This window comes from Aquimarina sediminis, assembly GCF_002895435.1.
Classification (GTDB): domain Bacteria; phylum Bacteroidota; class Bacteroidia; order Flavobacteriales; family Flavobacteriaceae; genus Aquimarina; species Aquimarina sediminis.
In genome coordinates, this window is the sequence record NZ_POYJ01000001.1 from 72,695 (window position 1) to 89,480 (window position 16,786).

Here is a 16,786-nt window from a genome sequence, read left to right on the forward strand (position 1 = left end):
TCGTATTATTAATTTTTTTGGATATTCTTAATGTAGCTTGATGGATTCATTCCTGTTTTCTCTTTAAAATGTTTGGCAAAGGAGTAATCAGTCTTATATCCTACCTCTTGTGAAATCGATTTTATTGAAAAAGATCTAAATTTTTTATCGCTTTCTAGTCTTTGAATAACATAAGCTATTCGAAGGGTATTGATATATTCGTTAAAGCTTTTTCGTTTATGAAGATTAATAATTTTTGACAAATAAGTGACATTGGTTTTAAGTTTTTTGGAAACGGATCTCAAATTGCAATCTACTCTTAGGAAGAATTCTTGTTCTTCCAGTTTTTCGAGACCAAGTAAAACCTCTTTAACTTTTTGATCGTCAATAATCACTTCAGATATAGGCGTTTTCTTATAAGCTAGCTGTTGTTCTGCAGCTTCTAAATGTTGTATTTTTTTTGTTAAACCGCCAACTAATACTTTATTGTTTTTTTGTTTTCTAAAGTATCTAATCATTAGCAGAGTAAGTAGAATTGATAGGATACCTAATCCAGATAAAATATATAGCCTATTTTTTTCAGAAGTTATCTGTTCTTGTTTTAAAAGCTCAATTTCTTCCTCAAATTTTTGAGTTTCCTTTTCAAAAATAGTATTTACTGTTTTCTCCTTCTGTTGTTGATACAGATCATTTGATTGGCGATATTTGTTATGCCAGTATATTGAATTTTTAAAATCTTTTTTTCCTGCGTAACAATTAGCCATTAGTAAATAGGATTGAATTACCGGAGGCTTGAGATTATCATTTTCTTTGGTCAATGTTATTGTACCAGATAGAAAGTGTATAGCTTTATCAAACAGTTTTTGCTCATAATAATTTGCAGCCAGAAAATAGTTACTATTGATTACTTGATAGAAATTGTTTTCAATTTTTTGTTTGTCCAAAAGTGCTTTGGCTTCAAAAAGATATTGATATGACTTTTTTCTATCTTTTTTATAATAATAGACCATACCTTTTTTTATCTTTAGGTCTACCAGTCCTAATGGGTAATCTATTAATTTACTGATTTTTATCCCTTTATTAGCCAATGATAATACAGAGTCGTATTGTCCTGTTTGTAGATAGATTTCGCTACTTGTTGCCAAGGCACTTACATGAACTAGGGTGTTGTTAAGAGGGGTTTTACTTACCGAAATCAGCATTTTGTTAACCGTTTTTAAAGCAAGATCCAACTGATTTATCCTTTTTAAAACTACAACCACTCCGGCATTAATAAGTACTTCTTGTTGGATATCATTTTGTTTTTTTGCAATTTCTAATGCTTTATAATAAGTATCCAGAGCTTTTTGGTTATCTCCTTTTCGCAAATAAGTGTGCCCTAATGCGGTATATACTTTTGATAAAAACTGATCTTCTTTAGTATCTTTTAGGATCGTAATTGCTTTGTCGAATAACTCAATGCTTTTTTCGTATTGGTCTTTTGTAGCTAGTGCTTTTCCTTCTTTTGCATACTTTTTAGCTTCATCAATGGTGTTTTGACCCGATATGGTAATAGATAGTCCAAAAATTGAATAGAGAAATATTATTTTGAAATAAATAGTTTTTCCAGGTTTAAAATTCATTCTTAACTGATATCAAGTGTCTTTCAAAAGTAAGGATTTAGTTTTAATACTGTAATGGGACAGTATTAGTGTATTATAAGGATACAGCTACATCTCTTTAATTGGTTTTTTAAAATATAAACTAGACATAATTTTGCTTTCGAGATTATGTCTTTTTCTTAAGCGGCAAAATCAAACGAAAAATTTAGCTACCAGTTTTACCCATAAAAACACTTACCTTGGGATGTATAGGATTACCTGTTGTTCTTCTAAAAGAAACAATTTGACCTGTATGATATAAAGCATCTGATATGGGACCGTTGATCATATGCCAAAAAGGAAAGTCTGTTTTATTTTCCCCTTTCTGAAAAGTTACAGTGAGAGAGGCAATGTCTTTTTCGGTTTTTGTGCTATATAGGTCACTAGCTTTTTTGAGATTAGATAGTGTATTTTCTCTAAGCGTAGTATAGGTCATCTTATCCAAATCTGTTGAGGTAAGTCTAATATTAGGAATAGATTGAGGAGTATTGACAACCATGATAGAAAGCCAGTATATATGCTCAATAGTTTCATATGTGCTTTGTCCTTCGATTGATGGTTTGTATTTTAGATCAGCTTCAGTAAGGTTTTCTGTAGCCCAGTAATACCGATATCCAAGACCATCAATAAGTCTGGAAATTATGTTTCCGGGAGCGTAGTTTTCTGGGTATTCGGGTATCTGTTTGTATAACATTTTGTGCGAGTATTTATAATTATTAATACGTATTTCAGGGGTATTCTTAATAAAAGATCAATTCAGATATTTATCAAATATCTTTTGCTCCTTGTTTTTAATAAATCCAATGCTTTCATAAAACTTATGGCTTTCTGTTCTTATGGTATTGCATCGTACTCTTACTTTACTTTGTTTTTTCTGTTTACTCCAGTCGATAATATGCTCTACCAATAGTTTTCCAATGCCTTTATTTCTATAATTCTCATTCACTACAAGACCGCCAATTTCAACAAAAGCATCAGATTCTACTCTTAAGGTATAAAACCCATGAATCCAGCCCACTATATTTTTGTTATTAACTGCCATAAAAACACAATGATCTTTATTGTTTAAAATCTCGATCAACCGATTTTGAGTTATAGTAACGCTTGCTGTATACCCTAGCTGACCCGAAAGTTCGGTAATAGATTCGGCATCTTCGACTTTTGCATTTTCAATAGATATTTCCATATTAGATTTATATGCTCCCTATTTGAATTTAATTGAATACAGTCTATATACGATCGTAAACTAAGAAATATAATTCCAGATATTCTTGTGCTTTGCTAGTTGTTGATAGGTATATAATAAGACTTTATTCTTTTCTGATGATAATGCCGGATCTTCATTTAAGATTTTCATGGCATAATAGCGGGCTGTTTTTAAGATATCATTATCTCTTACAATATCTGCTATCTTCAGGTTTAATACCCCGCTTTGTTGCGTACCCATGATATCTCCAGGTCCTCGTAGTTTTAAGTCAACTTCGGCAATATCAAAACCATCATTAGTACGTACCATCGTTTCTAATCTTGTCTTACTATCAGAGGATAACTTAAAACTTGTCATTAGAATACAAAAACTCTGTTCTGCACCACGACCAACACGCCCCCGTAGCTGGTGTAATTGAGACAATCCAAATCGTTCTGCACTTTCTATAATCATTACGCTAGCATTAGGTACATTGACTCCAACTTCGATCACAGTAGTTGCTACCATAATTTGGGTTTCTCCTTTTACAAAGCGATCCATTTCATAATCTTTATCGGCGGGTTTCATTTTACCATGCACAATAGAGATTTGATACTCTGGGGCAGGGAAGGAGCGGGCGATACTTTCATATCCATCCATAAGATCTTTATAATCCATAGCTTCAGATTCCTGGATCAATGGATATACGATATAGATTTGTCTTCCTTTTTGGATTTCCTCGGCAATAAACCTAAATACTTTTAATCGATTACTATCGTAGCGATGTACCGTTTTGATAGCTTTTCGCCCCGGTGGTAATTCATCAATGATAGAGATATCCAGATCGCCATATAAACTCATAGCAAGTGTTCTTGGGATCGGGGTTGCCGTCATTACAAGAATATGAGGAGGGTATGTGTTTTTATGCCATAATTTTGCGCGTTGTGCGACCCCAAATCGATGTTGCTCATCTATAATAGCTAATCCAAGATTTTTGAATTGAACTTTATCTTCTAGTACAGCATGAGTACCAATTAGAATATGCAATGACCCATCTTCTAACTCTTGATGTATTTCTCTTCGTTCTTTGGCTTTAGAACTGCCCATTAATAATTTTACATTAATGTCAAGATCTTTTGTAAGCTCAGTAATCCCCTGATAGTGTTGATTTGCCAAAATAGCAGTAGGTGCCATCAAACAAGCCTGAAAACCATTATCAATAGCCAACAACATGGTCATTAGCCCTACAATTGTTTTTCCGGAGCCTACATCACCTTGTAAAAGACGATTCATTTGGGCACTGCCGCCAATATCATTTCTAATTTCTTTAATAACCCGTTTTTGGGCATTAGTAAGGGCAAAGGGAAGATGATTTTTATAAAAGCCATTAAAATATTCTCCAACTTCTGTAAAGGGAAAACCTTTAATTTTTTGTTTCCGAATTAATTTTTTGGTGATAAGTTGTAGTTGAATATAGAATAGCTCTTCAAATTTAAGTCGATATTGGGCTTTAGAAAGTAATTCCTGACTTTTTGGAAAATGAATATTAAAAACCGCTTCGCTTTTAGAGATAAGCTTTAATTCTTCAAGAATTTCCTGGGATAATGTATCGTAGAAGCGCACTTTGGTTTCTACAAACAGCTGTTGCACCATTTTGCTCATTACCCGATTGGTTATTCCTTTATTAGAGAGCTTCTCTGTAGAGGGATAAATAGGTTGCATCGCGGTTCTTAGATTCTGTTGATGCTCTGCCAGCAATTCCATATCAGGATGGGGCATACTAAAACCATTATAGTATTTAGTTTTTCCAAAAATAACATATGGAGTATTGATTTTTAGGTTATCCCGAATCCACTTTTGACCTCTAAACCATACTAACTCTATTTCTCCTGTTTCATCGGCAAACCTTGCTACTAATCGTCTTCCTTTTTTTTGCTCGACTGTTTTTATATTAATGATCTTGCCTATAATCTGCACTTCAGCCGAATTACGTTGCAGCTCATTGATTTTGTAGTATTGTGTTTTATCCAAATATCGGTTAGGAAACAGATTTATCAAATCCTGATAGGTATGAATACCGAGCTCAGATCTAAGAAGAGCTGCCCTGGATGGGCCAACCCCTTTTAGGTAATCGATAGGTGTTTGTAAGATATTAGGATTCATTAGAACGAAGATAGTATTTATTAGAAAATAGTTCAACTAGAATTATGTAATAGATTTTCTAATACCTAAAGTGGTTTCAATACAAAATTTGCCACATTACGATACTAATTTCGTTATTTTGACAGAACATTTGATTTATGAAGTTTATGAGAGTAAGTTTAAGTCTATTTATAATTATTTTTTCCTCTTTTATCAATGCACAAGATATAGATTCTGTTCAATATCAAGGCACTAATAAAGAGCAGCCTCATGTAGATTTTTTGGAAAGCAAAGTTAATATTGGGGTTCATGCCAAGTCTAAAAGTGTAAAAGGAAAAGTAGTATATACTTTTAAGGTTGTAGAGGCATCCAAATCTATTTTTATAGATGCTCAAAACATGAAAATTCAGAGCGTTAGTTTGGATGGGAATCAAATAGGTTTTACATATGATACCAAAAAAATCAATGTTGAATTTGATTTTAAAGCTAATTCAACACATCGTATACGTATTGACTATAAAGCTACACCTACCAAGGCGCTTTATTTTGTAAAAGACTGCCAGGGTAATGATCAGGTCTGGACACAAGGGCAGGGAAAGTATACGTCTAACTGGCTGCCCAGTTTTGATGATATGAATGAAAAGGTAGCGTTTGATCTTACCATTGACTTTCAAAAAGGATATGAAGTTATTGCTAACGGAAAATTGATTAATACTGAATCAGTAAATGATTCTATAGTAAGTTGGCAGTATGATATGAAACATTCTATGAGTAGTTATCTTTTGGCTTTTGCAGGAGGTAAGTATGATAAAGTAGTAGAAACATCAGCAAGCGGAATCCCATTAGAAATGTATTATTACCCTAATGATAAAGACAAATTCGAAACCACATATAAGCATAGTAAAGAGATATTTGATTTTTTGGAACAAGAAATAGGCTTTTCTTATCCATGGCAAAATTATAAGCAAGTACCTGTAAAAGATTTTTTGTATGCAGGTATGGAAAATACAGGAACTACAATTTTTTCTGACGCCTTTGTAGTTGATGAAACATCCTTTGTAGATCAAAATTATATCAATGTTAATGCTCATGAGTTAGCGCATCAATGGTTTGGAGATTTGGTAACAGAGACAGAAGGAACACACCATTGGCTGCAAGAAGGTTTTGCTACTTACTATGCCTTGTTAGCAGAAAAGAAGATTTTTGGAGATGATTATTTTTTGTACAAGTTATATGAAAGTGCAGAACAACTTACCGAGTTATCAAAATCTAAAAATGCCACATCTTTGTTAGACCCAAAGGCGAGTTCATTAACGTTTTACCAAAGAGGAGCGTGGGCAATTCATGCATTAAGGAATTTAATTGGAGATGCTAATTTTAAAATCACGATACACAATTATCTGGAAAAATATAAATTTAGAAATGCGACAACCGATGATTTTATGACCATAGCTTCAACTGTGAGTGGAATTGATTTATCAGAGTTTAAAAAACTATGGCTAGAGAATATAAAATTCCCTTCTCAGGAAGCATTGGATATACTTACCAAATCAGAATTTATTAAGAACTATTTGAGTTTGGCTCAGGAGCGTACCCAGCCCATGGCAGGAAAATGGAATGCAATGGCAAAAGCACTAGAGTTTCCTGTAAATGATTATATAGGGCAGGAAGTAATATATCAACTAGAAGGAAATACTTCTCAGGAAACGATTGCCTTGTATGATAAAGCTTTTAAGACCAATAATATTTTTGTACGTCAGGCAATTGCTAATACACTAAGTAAGATCCCTCTAGAATTACAGAAGCAGTATGAATCGTTATTAAAAGATCCATCATATGCCACGATAGAACCAGCACTTTATCATTTATGGTCTAGTTTTCCAGAAAAACGAAAGGAATATTTGGATCTTACCAAAGATATTATTGGATTTACAAATAAAAATGTTAGGATATTATGGCTGGTTCTGGTTTTAAATACCTCAGATTATCAAACGGATATGCATCAGAAATTTTACTTTGAGTTATCAGGATATACATCCCCAAAATTTGGGTATAGTACTCGCCAAAATGCTTTTTCATATTTAGAAAGTTTACAAGCTTTTTCGGACTCCACCTTGGTGCACCTTGTTGATGGAGCAACTCATCATAATTGGCGTTTTAGAAATTCTTGCAGAAAAATTCTCGATAAATTACTGAAGGATGAAAAATATAAAAAGAAATATGTAGTTTTATTAAAAAGTTTACCAAAAGGTCAACAAGAATTTTTAGAAAAAAAACTAACCCCATAATATAAACTATGCGTGCATTGGTAATTTCTGGAGGAGGCAGTAAAGGAGCTTTTGCAGGGGGTGTTGCGCAGTATTTGATTCAAGACCTTGGTAGAAAATATGATTTGTTTATTGGTACTTCTACCGGTAGCCTACTGGTATCACATTTGGCTTTATCCAAAATAGAAGAGATAAAGAAATTTTATACCTCGGTGAATCAGTCTTCAATATTTAGGAGTTGCCCATTTGTCGTTAAAAAGAAAAGAGGGTACACCAGTATAAGTATCAATCATTTTAATGTCTTAAGTAACTTAATAAAAGGAAGAAAATCCTTTGGCGATAGTAGAAACCTAAGAGACCTTGTCGAAAACGCAATTTCTGAACCATATTTTAATCAGCTACAATCAGAAAAAACAGATGTGGTCATTACGGTAACTAACCTTTCTACTAATGAAGTTGAGTATAAGTCAATAAAAGATTGTTCTTATCAGGATTTTTTGGATTGGATATGGATATCCTGTAATTACCCTCCTTTTATGAGCCTGGTAAGAAAGAATTCTTGTGATTATGTTGATGGTGGTTTGGGATCTATGGTGCCTATAGAAGAGGCTATAAAAAGAGGAGCAACAGAGCTAGACGTTATTGTTTTGGAAACCGAAGTAAACTATCTAAACCGTATGCCTACTAAAAATCCTTTTACCTTGATTACTAATATGGTAGATTTTATGATGGATAAAATTGAGCATCAAAATATTCGTATAGGCAAGTTTAAGGCTATAGAAAATAATGTGGCAATGGATTTATATTACACGCCTACAGTGCTTACTACCAATTCATTAATTTTTAATAAAGAAAAAATGACGCAATGGTGGGAAAAAGGCTATAAATTTGCAAGAAAAAAGAATATTTCAAACCCATTATAAGAATAGAGTATGCGAGCATTAGTAATTTCAGGAGGAGGGAGTAAAGGGGCTTATGCTGGGGGTGTAGCACAATATTTAATTCAGGAACAAGGTAGAAAGTACGATCTTTTTCTGGGTACTTCTACAGGCAGTCTTCTAATATCACAATTAGCATTAGGAAACCTGGATAAAATGTATGAAATCTATACAAATGTTAATCAACATACTATTTTTAATGTAAATCCTTTTGTGGTTAGAAAAAAAGGAAATAGAGAATTTGTATCGATTAACTTTTTTTCATCCCTATGGCAGTTTATAAAAAGGAAAAGAACTTTTGGAGAGAGTAAGAATCTACGTCGTTCTATACGTAGAAATTTTTCTGAAGCAGAATTTCGTTTGGCAAGAAGAAAAGTAGATGATATCGTAGTGACTGTTTCTAACCTTACCAAAAATCGAACAGAGTATAAATCAATAAATGATTTTTCTTATGAAGATTTTTGCGATTGGATCTGGATTTCATGTAATTATGTTCCTTTTATGAGTTTGGCAACCAAAGGAGGATGTGAGTATGCCGATGGTGGTTTTGGATGTATGGTACCCATTAGAGAAGCAATCAGAAGGGGAGCAACAGAGATTGATGCAATCATTCTAGAATCTGAGAATATGGAGCATAATAAGGTGTTAGGTAAAAATCCATTTTCTTTAATGGTTAATTTATTTAGTTTTATGCTGGATCAGGTAGAAGGGCATGATACGGTAGTTGGTAAATTAGCAGCAATTAATAAAGAAGTTCCTTTAAACTTATACTATACTCCATCCAAACTTACCGAGAACTCTTTAATTTTTGATAAAAAGCTTATGGGTAATTGGTGGCGACAAGGGTTTGAGTATGCAGCTCACAAAGCAAAATTAGCAGAGGAGAACAAACTTAAAGATATTGATCTAGCCGGATAATCTTAGGTTAAACAGACACTTGTAAAACCCTTATAATATATCGCTAATTTCTTCTTTGATAAATGATAGAGCTGCGTCGCTCGGGGCTCCTTTTTCTATAAGCTCCGTTAGAATTACTTCTCTTAATTTATCTGCCGAGTCAACCTCTTCTTTTAATGTCATTTTTCGAATTAAAGCAATAGTTGCATTTTTTGAAGCCTTAACTGTGTTCCAACATTCATCAGAAATATAAATTTGTTGCGTAAGATTATGTTCAAACTCCTGATCGATAGTACTTGTTAGTAACAATTCGTAACTCTGTTTGTCCTCTCCAACAGGAGCCATACGAGTTAATAGTTTACCGGGAGAAATTCTTTCTAAAAACAACACCATTCGTTCATATGCCTGCAATTTAAGAGGTAAAGCTTGCTTTTGATTCTCTTTATGTAAGATAAATCTACGTCGTCTTTCTTCATTAGTAGTATGTAATCTAAAAAAATAAATAGCTATAAACGTTACTAATGCTGCTGGAACTAAGGAAATAATTAGTGGTAAAATTTCAATTTTCATTCTAAAGTGTAATATTATTCTATGAGTGTTGTTCTGTAATTTGTTTTTGATAATTTCCGCCAAGATACGTACAATCTTTTAAATCTTGGGCACATGTGAACTCAACAGGGTTTTTAACGTATTTAAAAGATTTTTCAAGTGTTTTGGTAAGTTCACCATCATCAACATTAAGGTCGATATCCTGCATCGTAAACTGACAAGGATGCTCATAACCTGCGGCATGAGTAATTTCGGTAAATTCTTTTCTAAAAGTTTTGAAGTATTGCGCCAGACGGTCAGATTTTAAAGGAACATTAATCCCTCTTTGCAACCACTTACTTTGTGTAGCGACTCCACTAGGGCACCTATTCGTATGGCATATCTGGGCTTGTATACAGCCAATACTCATCATAGCTTCGCGAGCTACGTTAATGCAATCAATACCCATAGCAAATGCCATTGCCGCTTTTGCAGGAAAACCTAGTTTTCCACTACCTATAAAAACTACTCGATCAGTAAGCTCGTATTTTTGAAAAATCTTGTAGATAGCCGTAAATCCATAAATCCACGGAAGTGATACATGATCTGCAAAACTTGGTGGAGCTGCTCCTGTACCGCCTTCTCCACCATCAATTGTAATAAAATCAGGACCTCTATCTGTCTCAACCATTAGTTTGGCAAGAAGTTCCCATTGCTCGGTTTTTCCTATGGCCGCCTTGATGCCTACCGGAAGTCCAGTTTCCTGGGCAATAGATTCAATAAATTGTAATAGTTCAGGGACATTATTAAATGCCTTATGAGCAGAAGGAGATAAGACATCTTTGCCAACTTCGACACCTCTTATTTCTGCAATTTGAGGAGTGATTTTGGCTCCGGGTAATACACCTCCTTTTCCTGGTTTGGCACCTTGAGATAGTTTGATTTCAATAGCTCTAATAAAAGGGTTCTTTTCTACAAGATCCTTCATTTTTTGCATAGAAAAATTACCATTTTCATCACGTACACCAAAATATCCCGTTCCAAAATGAAATACTACATCACCACCATTACTATGATACGGAGAAAGACCGCCTTCTCCAGTATTGTGATAGGCGCTGGCCTTTTGGACACCAATGTTTAAAGATTCTACTGCTCGCGCAGAAAGAGACCCGAAACTCATGGCAGAAACATTAATCACCGATCCAGGTCTATATGGTTTTCTACGTTGATTATATACACCCATTACTTTGGCACAGGGAAGAAAAGATTTATCCTCCTTGTTGGGATGATTTTTATCTACTTTGTATGGGATCATACAATTCTTAATAAAAATGTGTTGATGCAAATAAATATCTCTATCCGTACCAAAACCTTCATAATTATTTTCATTTTTTGAAGATGCATATACCCAACCTCTTTCAATTCTGTTGAAAGGAAGCTCTTCTCGGTTATTGGCTACAAAATATTGTCTTATTTCTGGACCAATACTCTCCAGAAGATATCTAAGGTGACCTACCAAAGGGAAATTATGACTTATAGTATGCTTTTTATTAAAAAACACATCTCGTATAATTACTAGAATTAGAACAGTTACAATCCATATCCACCATGATATAGATCCTAAAAAATTGAGAATACTTTCCATTTTACTTTATCTATTGCGCATTGAGATAATCTAAAGTAAGTTGAGACATTACTTTAACTCCTAATAATAACCCTCTTTCGTCTATATAAAAATCTGGGGTATGATGAGATGTTGCTTTATTAGTTTCTGGTGATTTTCCTCCTAGAAAGAAATAGAAACCAGGAACTTCTTCTTGAAAATACGAAAAATCTTCACCTCCAGTGGTGGCTTTTGATAGAATTACGTTTTCTTTACCAGCAACACCCTGAAGGGTAGGAAGCATCTTTTTTACAAGATCAAGATCATTATAGGTAATCGAGGTATTATTCTGAAAATCTATTGTCGCTGTTCCACCATAAGCTTTTGCTATAGCCGGCACCATTTCATTCATTCTTTTGATAATAAGTGTTCTCATTTGCGGATCCAAAGTTCTAACTGTACCAATCATTTCTGCACTTTCGGGGATGATATTAAATCGTACGCCACTAGTAATTTTACCCACAGTAATTACGGCAGCTTCACTAACTAAAGGTGATTCTCTACTAATAATGGTTTGCAAACCATCGATAATCTTTGCAGAAATTAATATAGGATCAACTCCTGTCCACGGTGCAGAACCATGAGTTTGTTTTCCTTTTACATTAATGACAAATCGTTCTACGGCTGCCATTGTTCCTCCTGGTTTGTATCGGATCTGACCAACGTTGGTTCCAGAATTAATGTGTAACCCAAATATGGCATCTACATCAGGGTTTTTAAGAACCCCTTCTTTAATCATTAGTTTGGCGCCACCTTCTTCTCCTGGAGGAGGTCCTTCTTCTGCAGGTTGAAAAATGAACTTTACTGTACCGCTTATTTTATCTTTGTGCTTAGCCAGGATTTCTGCTACTCCCATCAATATAGAGGTATGGGTATCATGACCACAGGCGTGACTAACTCCTACCTCTTTACCCAAAAATGTTGTTTTTACTAAAGATTTAAATGGCACATCTGCTCTTTCTGTAACAGGTAGTGCATCGATATCTGCTCTAAGGGCAACAGTTTTTCCTTCCTTATCTCCTTTAAGAATGCCAACTACACCAGTTTTGGCGACGTTTTCTGTTACTTCAAGACCTAAGCTCTTAAGGTGTTTCGCAATTTTTTTTGCCGTTTCGAATTCTCTATTTGAAAGCTCAGGGTTTTGGTGGAAATCTCGTCTCCATTCAATTACTTTAGATTCTATTTGCTCAGCAGCAGTGTTGATTTCGGGATCAATTTGCTGAGCTTGTAAAGAACAAAAAGCAAAGAAAAGAATTAATAAAAAAGAGTGTGTTTGTGTTTTCATTAGGTCTAAAAATTAATGAGTCTGTAATTTTCGTTTTGTAATTGCACTAAAGCAGTCATAGCAGACAACGCGACTTGAGTTTTGGGGTGTACATCTTCCTTCGAGATATTACGATGTGCTGCAGTTTGCCCACATAATACAATTTTTACTCCTTTCTCTGCCAAGATAGATAGAAGAGGAGTATTTGGATTATCAATATTATATTTGGCTTGATATTGAGTGTTATTTAAAATATCATCTGAAGCAGCACCATGAATTACCAATGCCACCTGCAATTTTTTAAACGGAACCCCTGCATCGGTATGCATATTAAGATAGCGCGCTGCAGTATTAATGAGAGGATTTACTTTTGAGCTATCTTTAAATGTTCTTCCAATATCAAAAACAGCTTTTAAACTTTGTTCGGTATTGGTTTTGAAATCTGGATTGGCGACTGTATATGTATTTCCAAATTGAGTTATTATTTTACCTTGCTTAGTTTTTTGCTGAGAAAAAAGGAATATAGGTAATAGGATAAAAGTATATGATAGTAATATGTTTTTCAAGCTTCAGATTTTGCTTCTAAAGATATTCAAAAATCTAATAATTGAAAGTTAAAATGTACTTTAGATTTATGTATAACGCATGGCTTATCTTATAAAATTATAAGATAAGCCATGTGTTCATACTGTATATACTTATTCTCTAATAAGTTTGCCAATTGGTTTATTATTGATAAGTATAATATACAATCCTTGTGTTAAATGCGATATATTAATTGGTGATGTAGGGATTGATTGTACTATTATTTGTCCCTGAAGATTGACAATTCTTAAATCATAATCGTCTGGAGTAAAACCTTCTATATGTAACAAATCATCGTCATTAACTGGGTTAGGGTAGTAAGAAAAAGTTTTGTTTTCTTGTGCTAAATTTAGGAATGAAAGATCAATATTAAAGCTTTTGGAAGTATTTTTACAATTAGCATCATTAGATACTTCTACCGTATATTCTCCTACTTCTGTCGGCATGTATGTATTTTGATCAGCATCTGTTATTGGTTCCCCATTGTGGTACCACTGGTAAGTTGAAAATTCTGAAGTAACTGATAAATTCTGATTTTGCATAACTTCTATTAGTGGCTCTTCTGGATTTTCTGATACTGTTATTTTTACTTCTGTTCTGGAGCTAGTTATACAGTTTCCTATAAACCCTTCTATATAGTAGGTTTTGGAAGCATCGAGTATCGGCGTTTCAAAAGTTGATCCTGATGTAATGGGAGAACCACCTGTTAGAGTATCATACCAATTATATTGACTATTGCCAGATATAACAATGGTCGTAGATTCTCCTTTACAAATATTTTGATTAGTAGCTGTGGGCTGCTCAGCGCTGTCTAGTACATTTACTTTTATTTCTGTTCTTGTATTTGTAATACAATTTCCTATAACCCCTTCTACATAATATATTTTGGTTGCAGTAAGGGAAGGGGTTTCAAAAGTCGATCCTGAAGCGATAGAGGAGCCTCCCGTTTGGGTGTCATACCATTCAAATTCGCTATTACCTGAAATGGATAAAGTCACCCGTTCTCCACTACAGATACTCTTATTAGAGCCAATGGGCTGCGTAGGGCTAGACGAAACAGTTATTTTTACTTCTGTTCTTGTATTGGTGATACATCCACCAATCAGACCTTCTACATAATATGTTTTGTTAGAGGTTAGGGGAGGAGTGGTGTAAGTAGACCCAGTAGCAATACTCGTACCTTGTGCAGCAGTGGTGTACCATCGATATTGGCTATTTCCTGATACTGTTAAAGTAGCAGATTCTCCGCTACAAATATTTTGGTTAGAGATTGAAGGTTGATCAGGAGATTCTATTGTAACAAAATCAACTTTTTCTTCTGTATTACTACCAGAACCATTGGTAGTTGTAAGCGATACTGTATAAGTTCCATTTGCGGTGTAGGTATGTGAAGGATTTTCTTCTGTAGAGGAAGTACCATCTCCAAAATTCCAAAGATATGAGTTAATCTTGTTAGTAGAAGTATTTATAAAATCAATTGATAAACAGTTTTGATCTGCTTCAAAATCTGATATAGGAGGATGATTATCATCTCCAGGGATATAATTTCCTGAGATAGAATAATTACCCAAAGATGCAAAATCAGAATATCCATTGTTTACAGTACCTTCACCTACGCCATCGATTTCGATGTAATAAATTCCTTCGGTAAGATTTTGATTTATAGTAGCGCTAAGTCCTTCAGGATTAGAAATTGCTACTTCCTGGCCTAGTTCATTAAGAATTCGGGCTTGTATATTTAGATTTGGGTAATCTGGATCGGGATTAAAGGTAAAAGATACATTTCCAGTTTCTATAGCAAAAGAGAATAGATCTTTATCATCTCTTGTACTAATCAATCCAAAATTTTGGTTAGAATTTACTACTCCTGCAGGAGTAACTTTTATTGAGGTGGCATTAGTTATGGTATTGGCATGATCGTCATTTTGAAAACCAACACCATTTCTACTATTTGCAATAATTGCAATATCATTTTGTGAGTTTGTAGCATCTGTATATTCTCCTGCACTCCATTGTCCAATTGGTCGATTTACACTCCATCCCATAATAGGACTCCATTGTCCATGACCAGCATAGTACTCTGTACTTCCTTGCCCATCATGATATAATCCAAGAGTGTGCCCAACTTCATGTGAGCCAGTTTCTCCTGCGGCTCTGGTAGATAGATTGTATATCCAACAAGGGTTATTATTGTTTGCAGAAAAAGAATTTATATAGGCAACGCCTCCTGATCCTGGTGCAGCATCATTAGTAGGAGTGAAAATACACATCATCCTACGATTTTTTGGTGCCGCGTCAAAAAGGTCTCTTCTTGTGGTAACATTAAGATTGAAAGGTCGAAAGTCTTCTGCCATAATTTTCCAAATTTTGATGATTTTCTCATCAGAAAAATTTGGTGATTGCGCATTAATGGTTCCACCACCTACCCAACTCGTGCCTGAGACTACTTCGCCATCAAAATCAAGATAAATGATGCCTGTCGCCCCAGGTAAACTTTCTAGTTGTAATGAAGTTTTTGAAAAAGTCTTTCCTCTATCAACTTCTTTTAAACTAGTTTTTTCGAGTTCTGTACAAAGTAGATTATCAATGTCTGTTTCTTTTATATATACCTTACCATTGGACTTAGAATATAAGCTATATGCTTTTTTTGTATTAGACAATATGATTCTTCCTTTTAGTTCTCCATCTGTTTTAGAAAAAGTAAATGTGGATAATTGATTGTCGTTAACGGTTCCTATTAAGGTAATATTTTGATCCGCTTGTTTTTTTAAAGTTAACTTAAGAGAGAGTGATTGATTATTGAAAATTTTGAATGTTGAAGACTTGTTTTTCTTAGGGCTTATTAGTTTGTTTATAAAACTTTGTTGGTCATTGGATATCAAATACGATGTATCAAATTGGCCATAAGTATTATATCCAGTTATGGTCATAACTAGAAGAAAATACTTCACTAATTTTATTTTCATGTTGAGTTTGATTCTTTAGTAATATATTTCGGACTGTAATTTTTTAGTACAACTCATTATTTTTGAATTTAGTATAGTGAGATTAATTTCTATACGCCTAATATGGTAAAATATTGATTTGTAATAAGATGTTTTGGTATACGATAAAACAGTATACACGAATTTTTAATTTGAAATTAAAGTATGTGTATACTGTTTTTGGGTTTTAATAATAATTATACGGAACTGATCGTATTTCAAGTTATAGAAATATCTGCGTTTATCATATGTAAAATGAACTATGAAATACTTATGATTCTTTCTAGTGGGATTATCGTAGATTGTTTGAGAATAACCTCTTTATCGGTTATCCCCCATATAGTCGTTTCTACTTTCTTAAAACCTTTATCGTCTACAAAAACGATTCTTACTTTTTGATGTTCTAGGTTTCCTAAGGAAAGTGCTCTTTGCAATTCCAGAAATCGATCTATTTGATCTTTTCTTTTGTTTAATACATCTTCTTTTGGAAATTTTAAAAATTTAATCTGTTCTTTTTGTACTATTTGTACATTCATGTTTGGGGCCATAAGTGTTGAGTTTATATAAATTTTGACAATATAAAAATCAGGTTTTAAGGTTAGATTATGCTAAATATAATACATTTAATCTTAAAATTATGTATTTTGTCTATAAAAATTGTTAAAAAATTATTAATATGTAGGAAAAATTAGTGTTAATATTTATGAATTAAG

The 16,786-nt window shown here is 33.7% G+C and carries 13 protein-coding genes; 3 read left to right on the forward strand and 10 right to left on the reverse strand.

Translation table 11 applies throughout. The features are described 5' to 3' along the window. Window positions 1-8: 8 nt before the first annotated feature. The 4 genes from C1X07_RS00340 to recG form a co-directional block, all read right to left on the reverse strand. Window positions 9-1,601 carry a tetratricopeptide repeat protein gene (locus C1X07_RS00340; RefSeq protein ID WP_103067989.1) on the reverse strand — a complete coding sequence of 531 codons (1,593 nt, stop codon included), beginning with the start codon at window positions 1,599-1,601 and terminating at the stop codon, window positions 9-11. Window positions 1,602-1,785: 184 nt separating this feature from the next. Next, entirely contained in the window at window positions 1,786-2,313 is a 528-nt protein-coding gene (locus C1X07_RS00345; RefSeq protein WP_103067990.1) for a DinB family protein, read from the reverse strand. Window positions 2,314-2,370: 57 nt separating this feature from the next. Continuing rightward, window positions 2,371-2,805 carry a GNAT family N-acetyltransferase gene (locus tag C1X07_RS00350; protein ID WP_103067991.1) on the reverse strand — a complete coding sequence of 145 codons (435 nt, stop codon included), beginning with the start codon at window positions 2,803-2,805 and terminating at the stop codon, window positions 2,371-2,373. A 60-nt stretch (window positions 2,806-2,865) separates the two neighbouring features. After that, window positions 2,866-4,968: an ATP-dependent DNA helicase RecG gene (recG, locus tag C1X07_RS00355; protein ID WP_103067992.1), complete on the reverse strand. Its 2,103-nt coding sequence runs from the start codon at window positions 4,966-4,968 to the stop codon at window positions 2,866-2,868. Window positions 4,969-5,105: 137 nt separating this feature from the next. Here recG and C1X07_RS00360 point away from each other — a divergent pair, with 137 nt between their 5' ends. From C1X07_RS00360 to C1X07_RS00370, 3 genes are read left to right on the forward strand one after another with little or no spacing between them, the layout of a single operon-like run. After that, a complete protein-coding gene (locus C1X07_RS00360) occupies window positions 5,106-7,235 on the forward strand; it encodes a M1 family metallopeptidase (protein ID WP_241507163.1) in 2,130 nt (709 codons plus the stop codon). Between the two features lie 8 nt (window positions 7,236-7,243). Then, window positions 7,244-8,137, forward strand: a complete 894-nt coding sequence (locus C1X07_RS00365; RefSeq protein WP_103067994.1) for a patatin-like phospholipase family protein — start codon at window positions 7,244-7,246, stop codon at window positions 8,135-8,137. Between the two features lie 9 nt (window positions 8,138-8,146). Beyond that, window positions 8,147-9,070, forward strand: coding sequence for a patatin-like phospholipase family protein (locus tag C1X07_RS00370; RefSeq protein ID WP_103067995.1), 924 nt, complete (start codon window positions 8,147-8,149; stop codon window positions 9,068-9,070). 30 nt (window positions 9,071-9,100) lie between these two features. Here the strand turns inward: C1X07_RS00370 and C1X07_RS00375 are convergent, their stop codons facing one another. The 6 genes from C1X07_RS00375 to C1X07_RS00400 form a co-directional block, all read right to left on the reverse strand. Beyond that, entirely contained in the window at window positions 9,101-9,619 is a 519-nt protein-coding gene (locus C1X07_RS00375; RefSeq protein WP_103067996.1) for a DUF7935 family protein, read from the reverse strand. A gap of 19 nt (window positions 9,620-9,638) precedes the next feature. Next, window positions 9,639-11,222, reverse strand: coding sequence for an FMN-binding glutamate synthase family protein (locus C1X07_RS00380; protein WP_103067997.1), 1,584 nt, complete (start codon window positions 11,220-11,222; stop codon window positions 9,639-9,641). A 10-nt stretch (window positions 11,223-11,232) separates the two neighbouring features. Then, window positions 11,233-12,525, reverse strand: coding sequence for an amidohydrolase (locus tag C1X07_RS00385; RefSeq protein ID WP_103067998.1), 1,293 nt, complete (start codon window positions 12,523-12,525; stop codon window positions 11,233-11,235). A gap of 5 nt (window positions 12,526-12,530) precedes the next feature. After that, on the reverse strand, window positions 12,531-13,070 hold the full coding sequence (locus tag C1X07_RS00390) for a DsrE family protein (RefSeq protein WP_103067999.1): 540 nt from the start codon (window positions 13,068-13,070) through the stop codon (window positions 12,531-12,533). Between the two features lie 132 nt (window positions 13,071-13,202). Further along, window positions 13,203-16,055, reverse strand: coding sequence for an Ig-like domain-containing protein (locus tag C1X07_RS00395; RefSeq protein WP_103068000.1), 2,853 nt, complete (start codon window positions 16,053-16,055; stop codon window positions 13,203-13,205). Between the two features lie 278 nt (window positions 16,056-16,333). Then, on the reverse strand, window positions 16,334-16,621 hold the full coding sequence (locus C1X07_RS00400) for a hypothetical protein (RefSeq protein ID WP_103068001.1): 288 nt from the start codon (window positions 16,619-16,621) through the stop codon (window positions 16,334-16,336). Window positions 16,622-16,786: the final 165 nt, after the last annotated feature.

Bases quoted from the DNA above. Each gene is read 5' to 3' on its own strand.
- C1X07_RS00360 (WP_241507163.1), top strand. From the start codon at position 5,106: ATGAAGTTTATGAGAGTAAGTTTAAGTCTATTTATAATTATTTTTTCC.
- C1X07_RS00370 (WP_103067995.1), top strand. From the start codon at position 8,147: ATGCGAGCATTAGTAATTTCAGGAGGAGGGAGTAAAGGGGCTTATGCT.
- C1X07_RS00400 (WP_103068001.1), bottom strand. From the start codon at position 16,621: ATGGCCCCAAACATGAATGTACAAATAGTACAAAAAGAACAGATTAAA.
- C1X07_RS00395 (WP_103068000.1), bottom strand. From the start codon at position 16,055: ATGAAAATAAAATTAGTGAAGTATTTTCTTCTAGTTATGACCATAACT.
- recG (WP_103067992.1), bottom strand. From the start codon at position 4,968: ATGAATCCTAATATCTTACAAACACCTATCGATTACCTAAAAGGGGTT.
- C1X07_RS00385 (WP_103067998.1), bottom strand. From the start codon at position 12,525: ATGAAAACACAAACACACTCTTTTTTATTAATTCTTTTCTTTGCTTTT.
- C1X07_RS00350 (WP_103067991.1), bottom strand. From the start codon at position 2,805: ATGGAAATATCTATTGAAAATGCAAAAGTCGAAGATGCCGAATCTATT.
- C1X07_RS00345 (WP_103067990.1), bottom strand. From the start codon at position 2,313: ATGTTATACAAACAGATACCCGAATACCCAGAAAACTACGCTCCCGGA.
- C1X07_RS00340 (WP_103067989.1), bottom strand. From the start codon at position 1,601: ATGAATTTTAAACCTGGAAAAACTATTTATTTCAAAATAATATTTCTC.
- C1X07_RS00380 (WP_103067997.1), bottom strand. From the start codon at position 11,222: ATGGAAAGTATTCTCAATTTTTTAGGATCTATATCATGGTGGATATGG.
- C1X07_RS00365 (WP_103067994.1), top strand. From the start codon at position 7,244: ATGCGTGCATTGGTAATTTCTGGAGGAGGCAGTAAAGGAGCTTTTGCA.
- C1X07_RS00375 (WP_103067996.1), bottom strand. From the start codon at position 9,619: ATGAAAATTGAAATTTTACCACTAATTATTTCCTTAGTTCCAGCAGCA.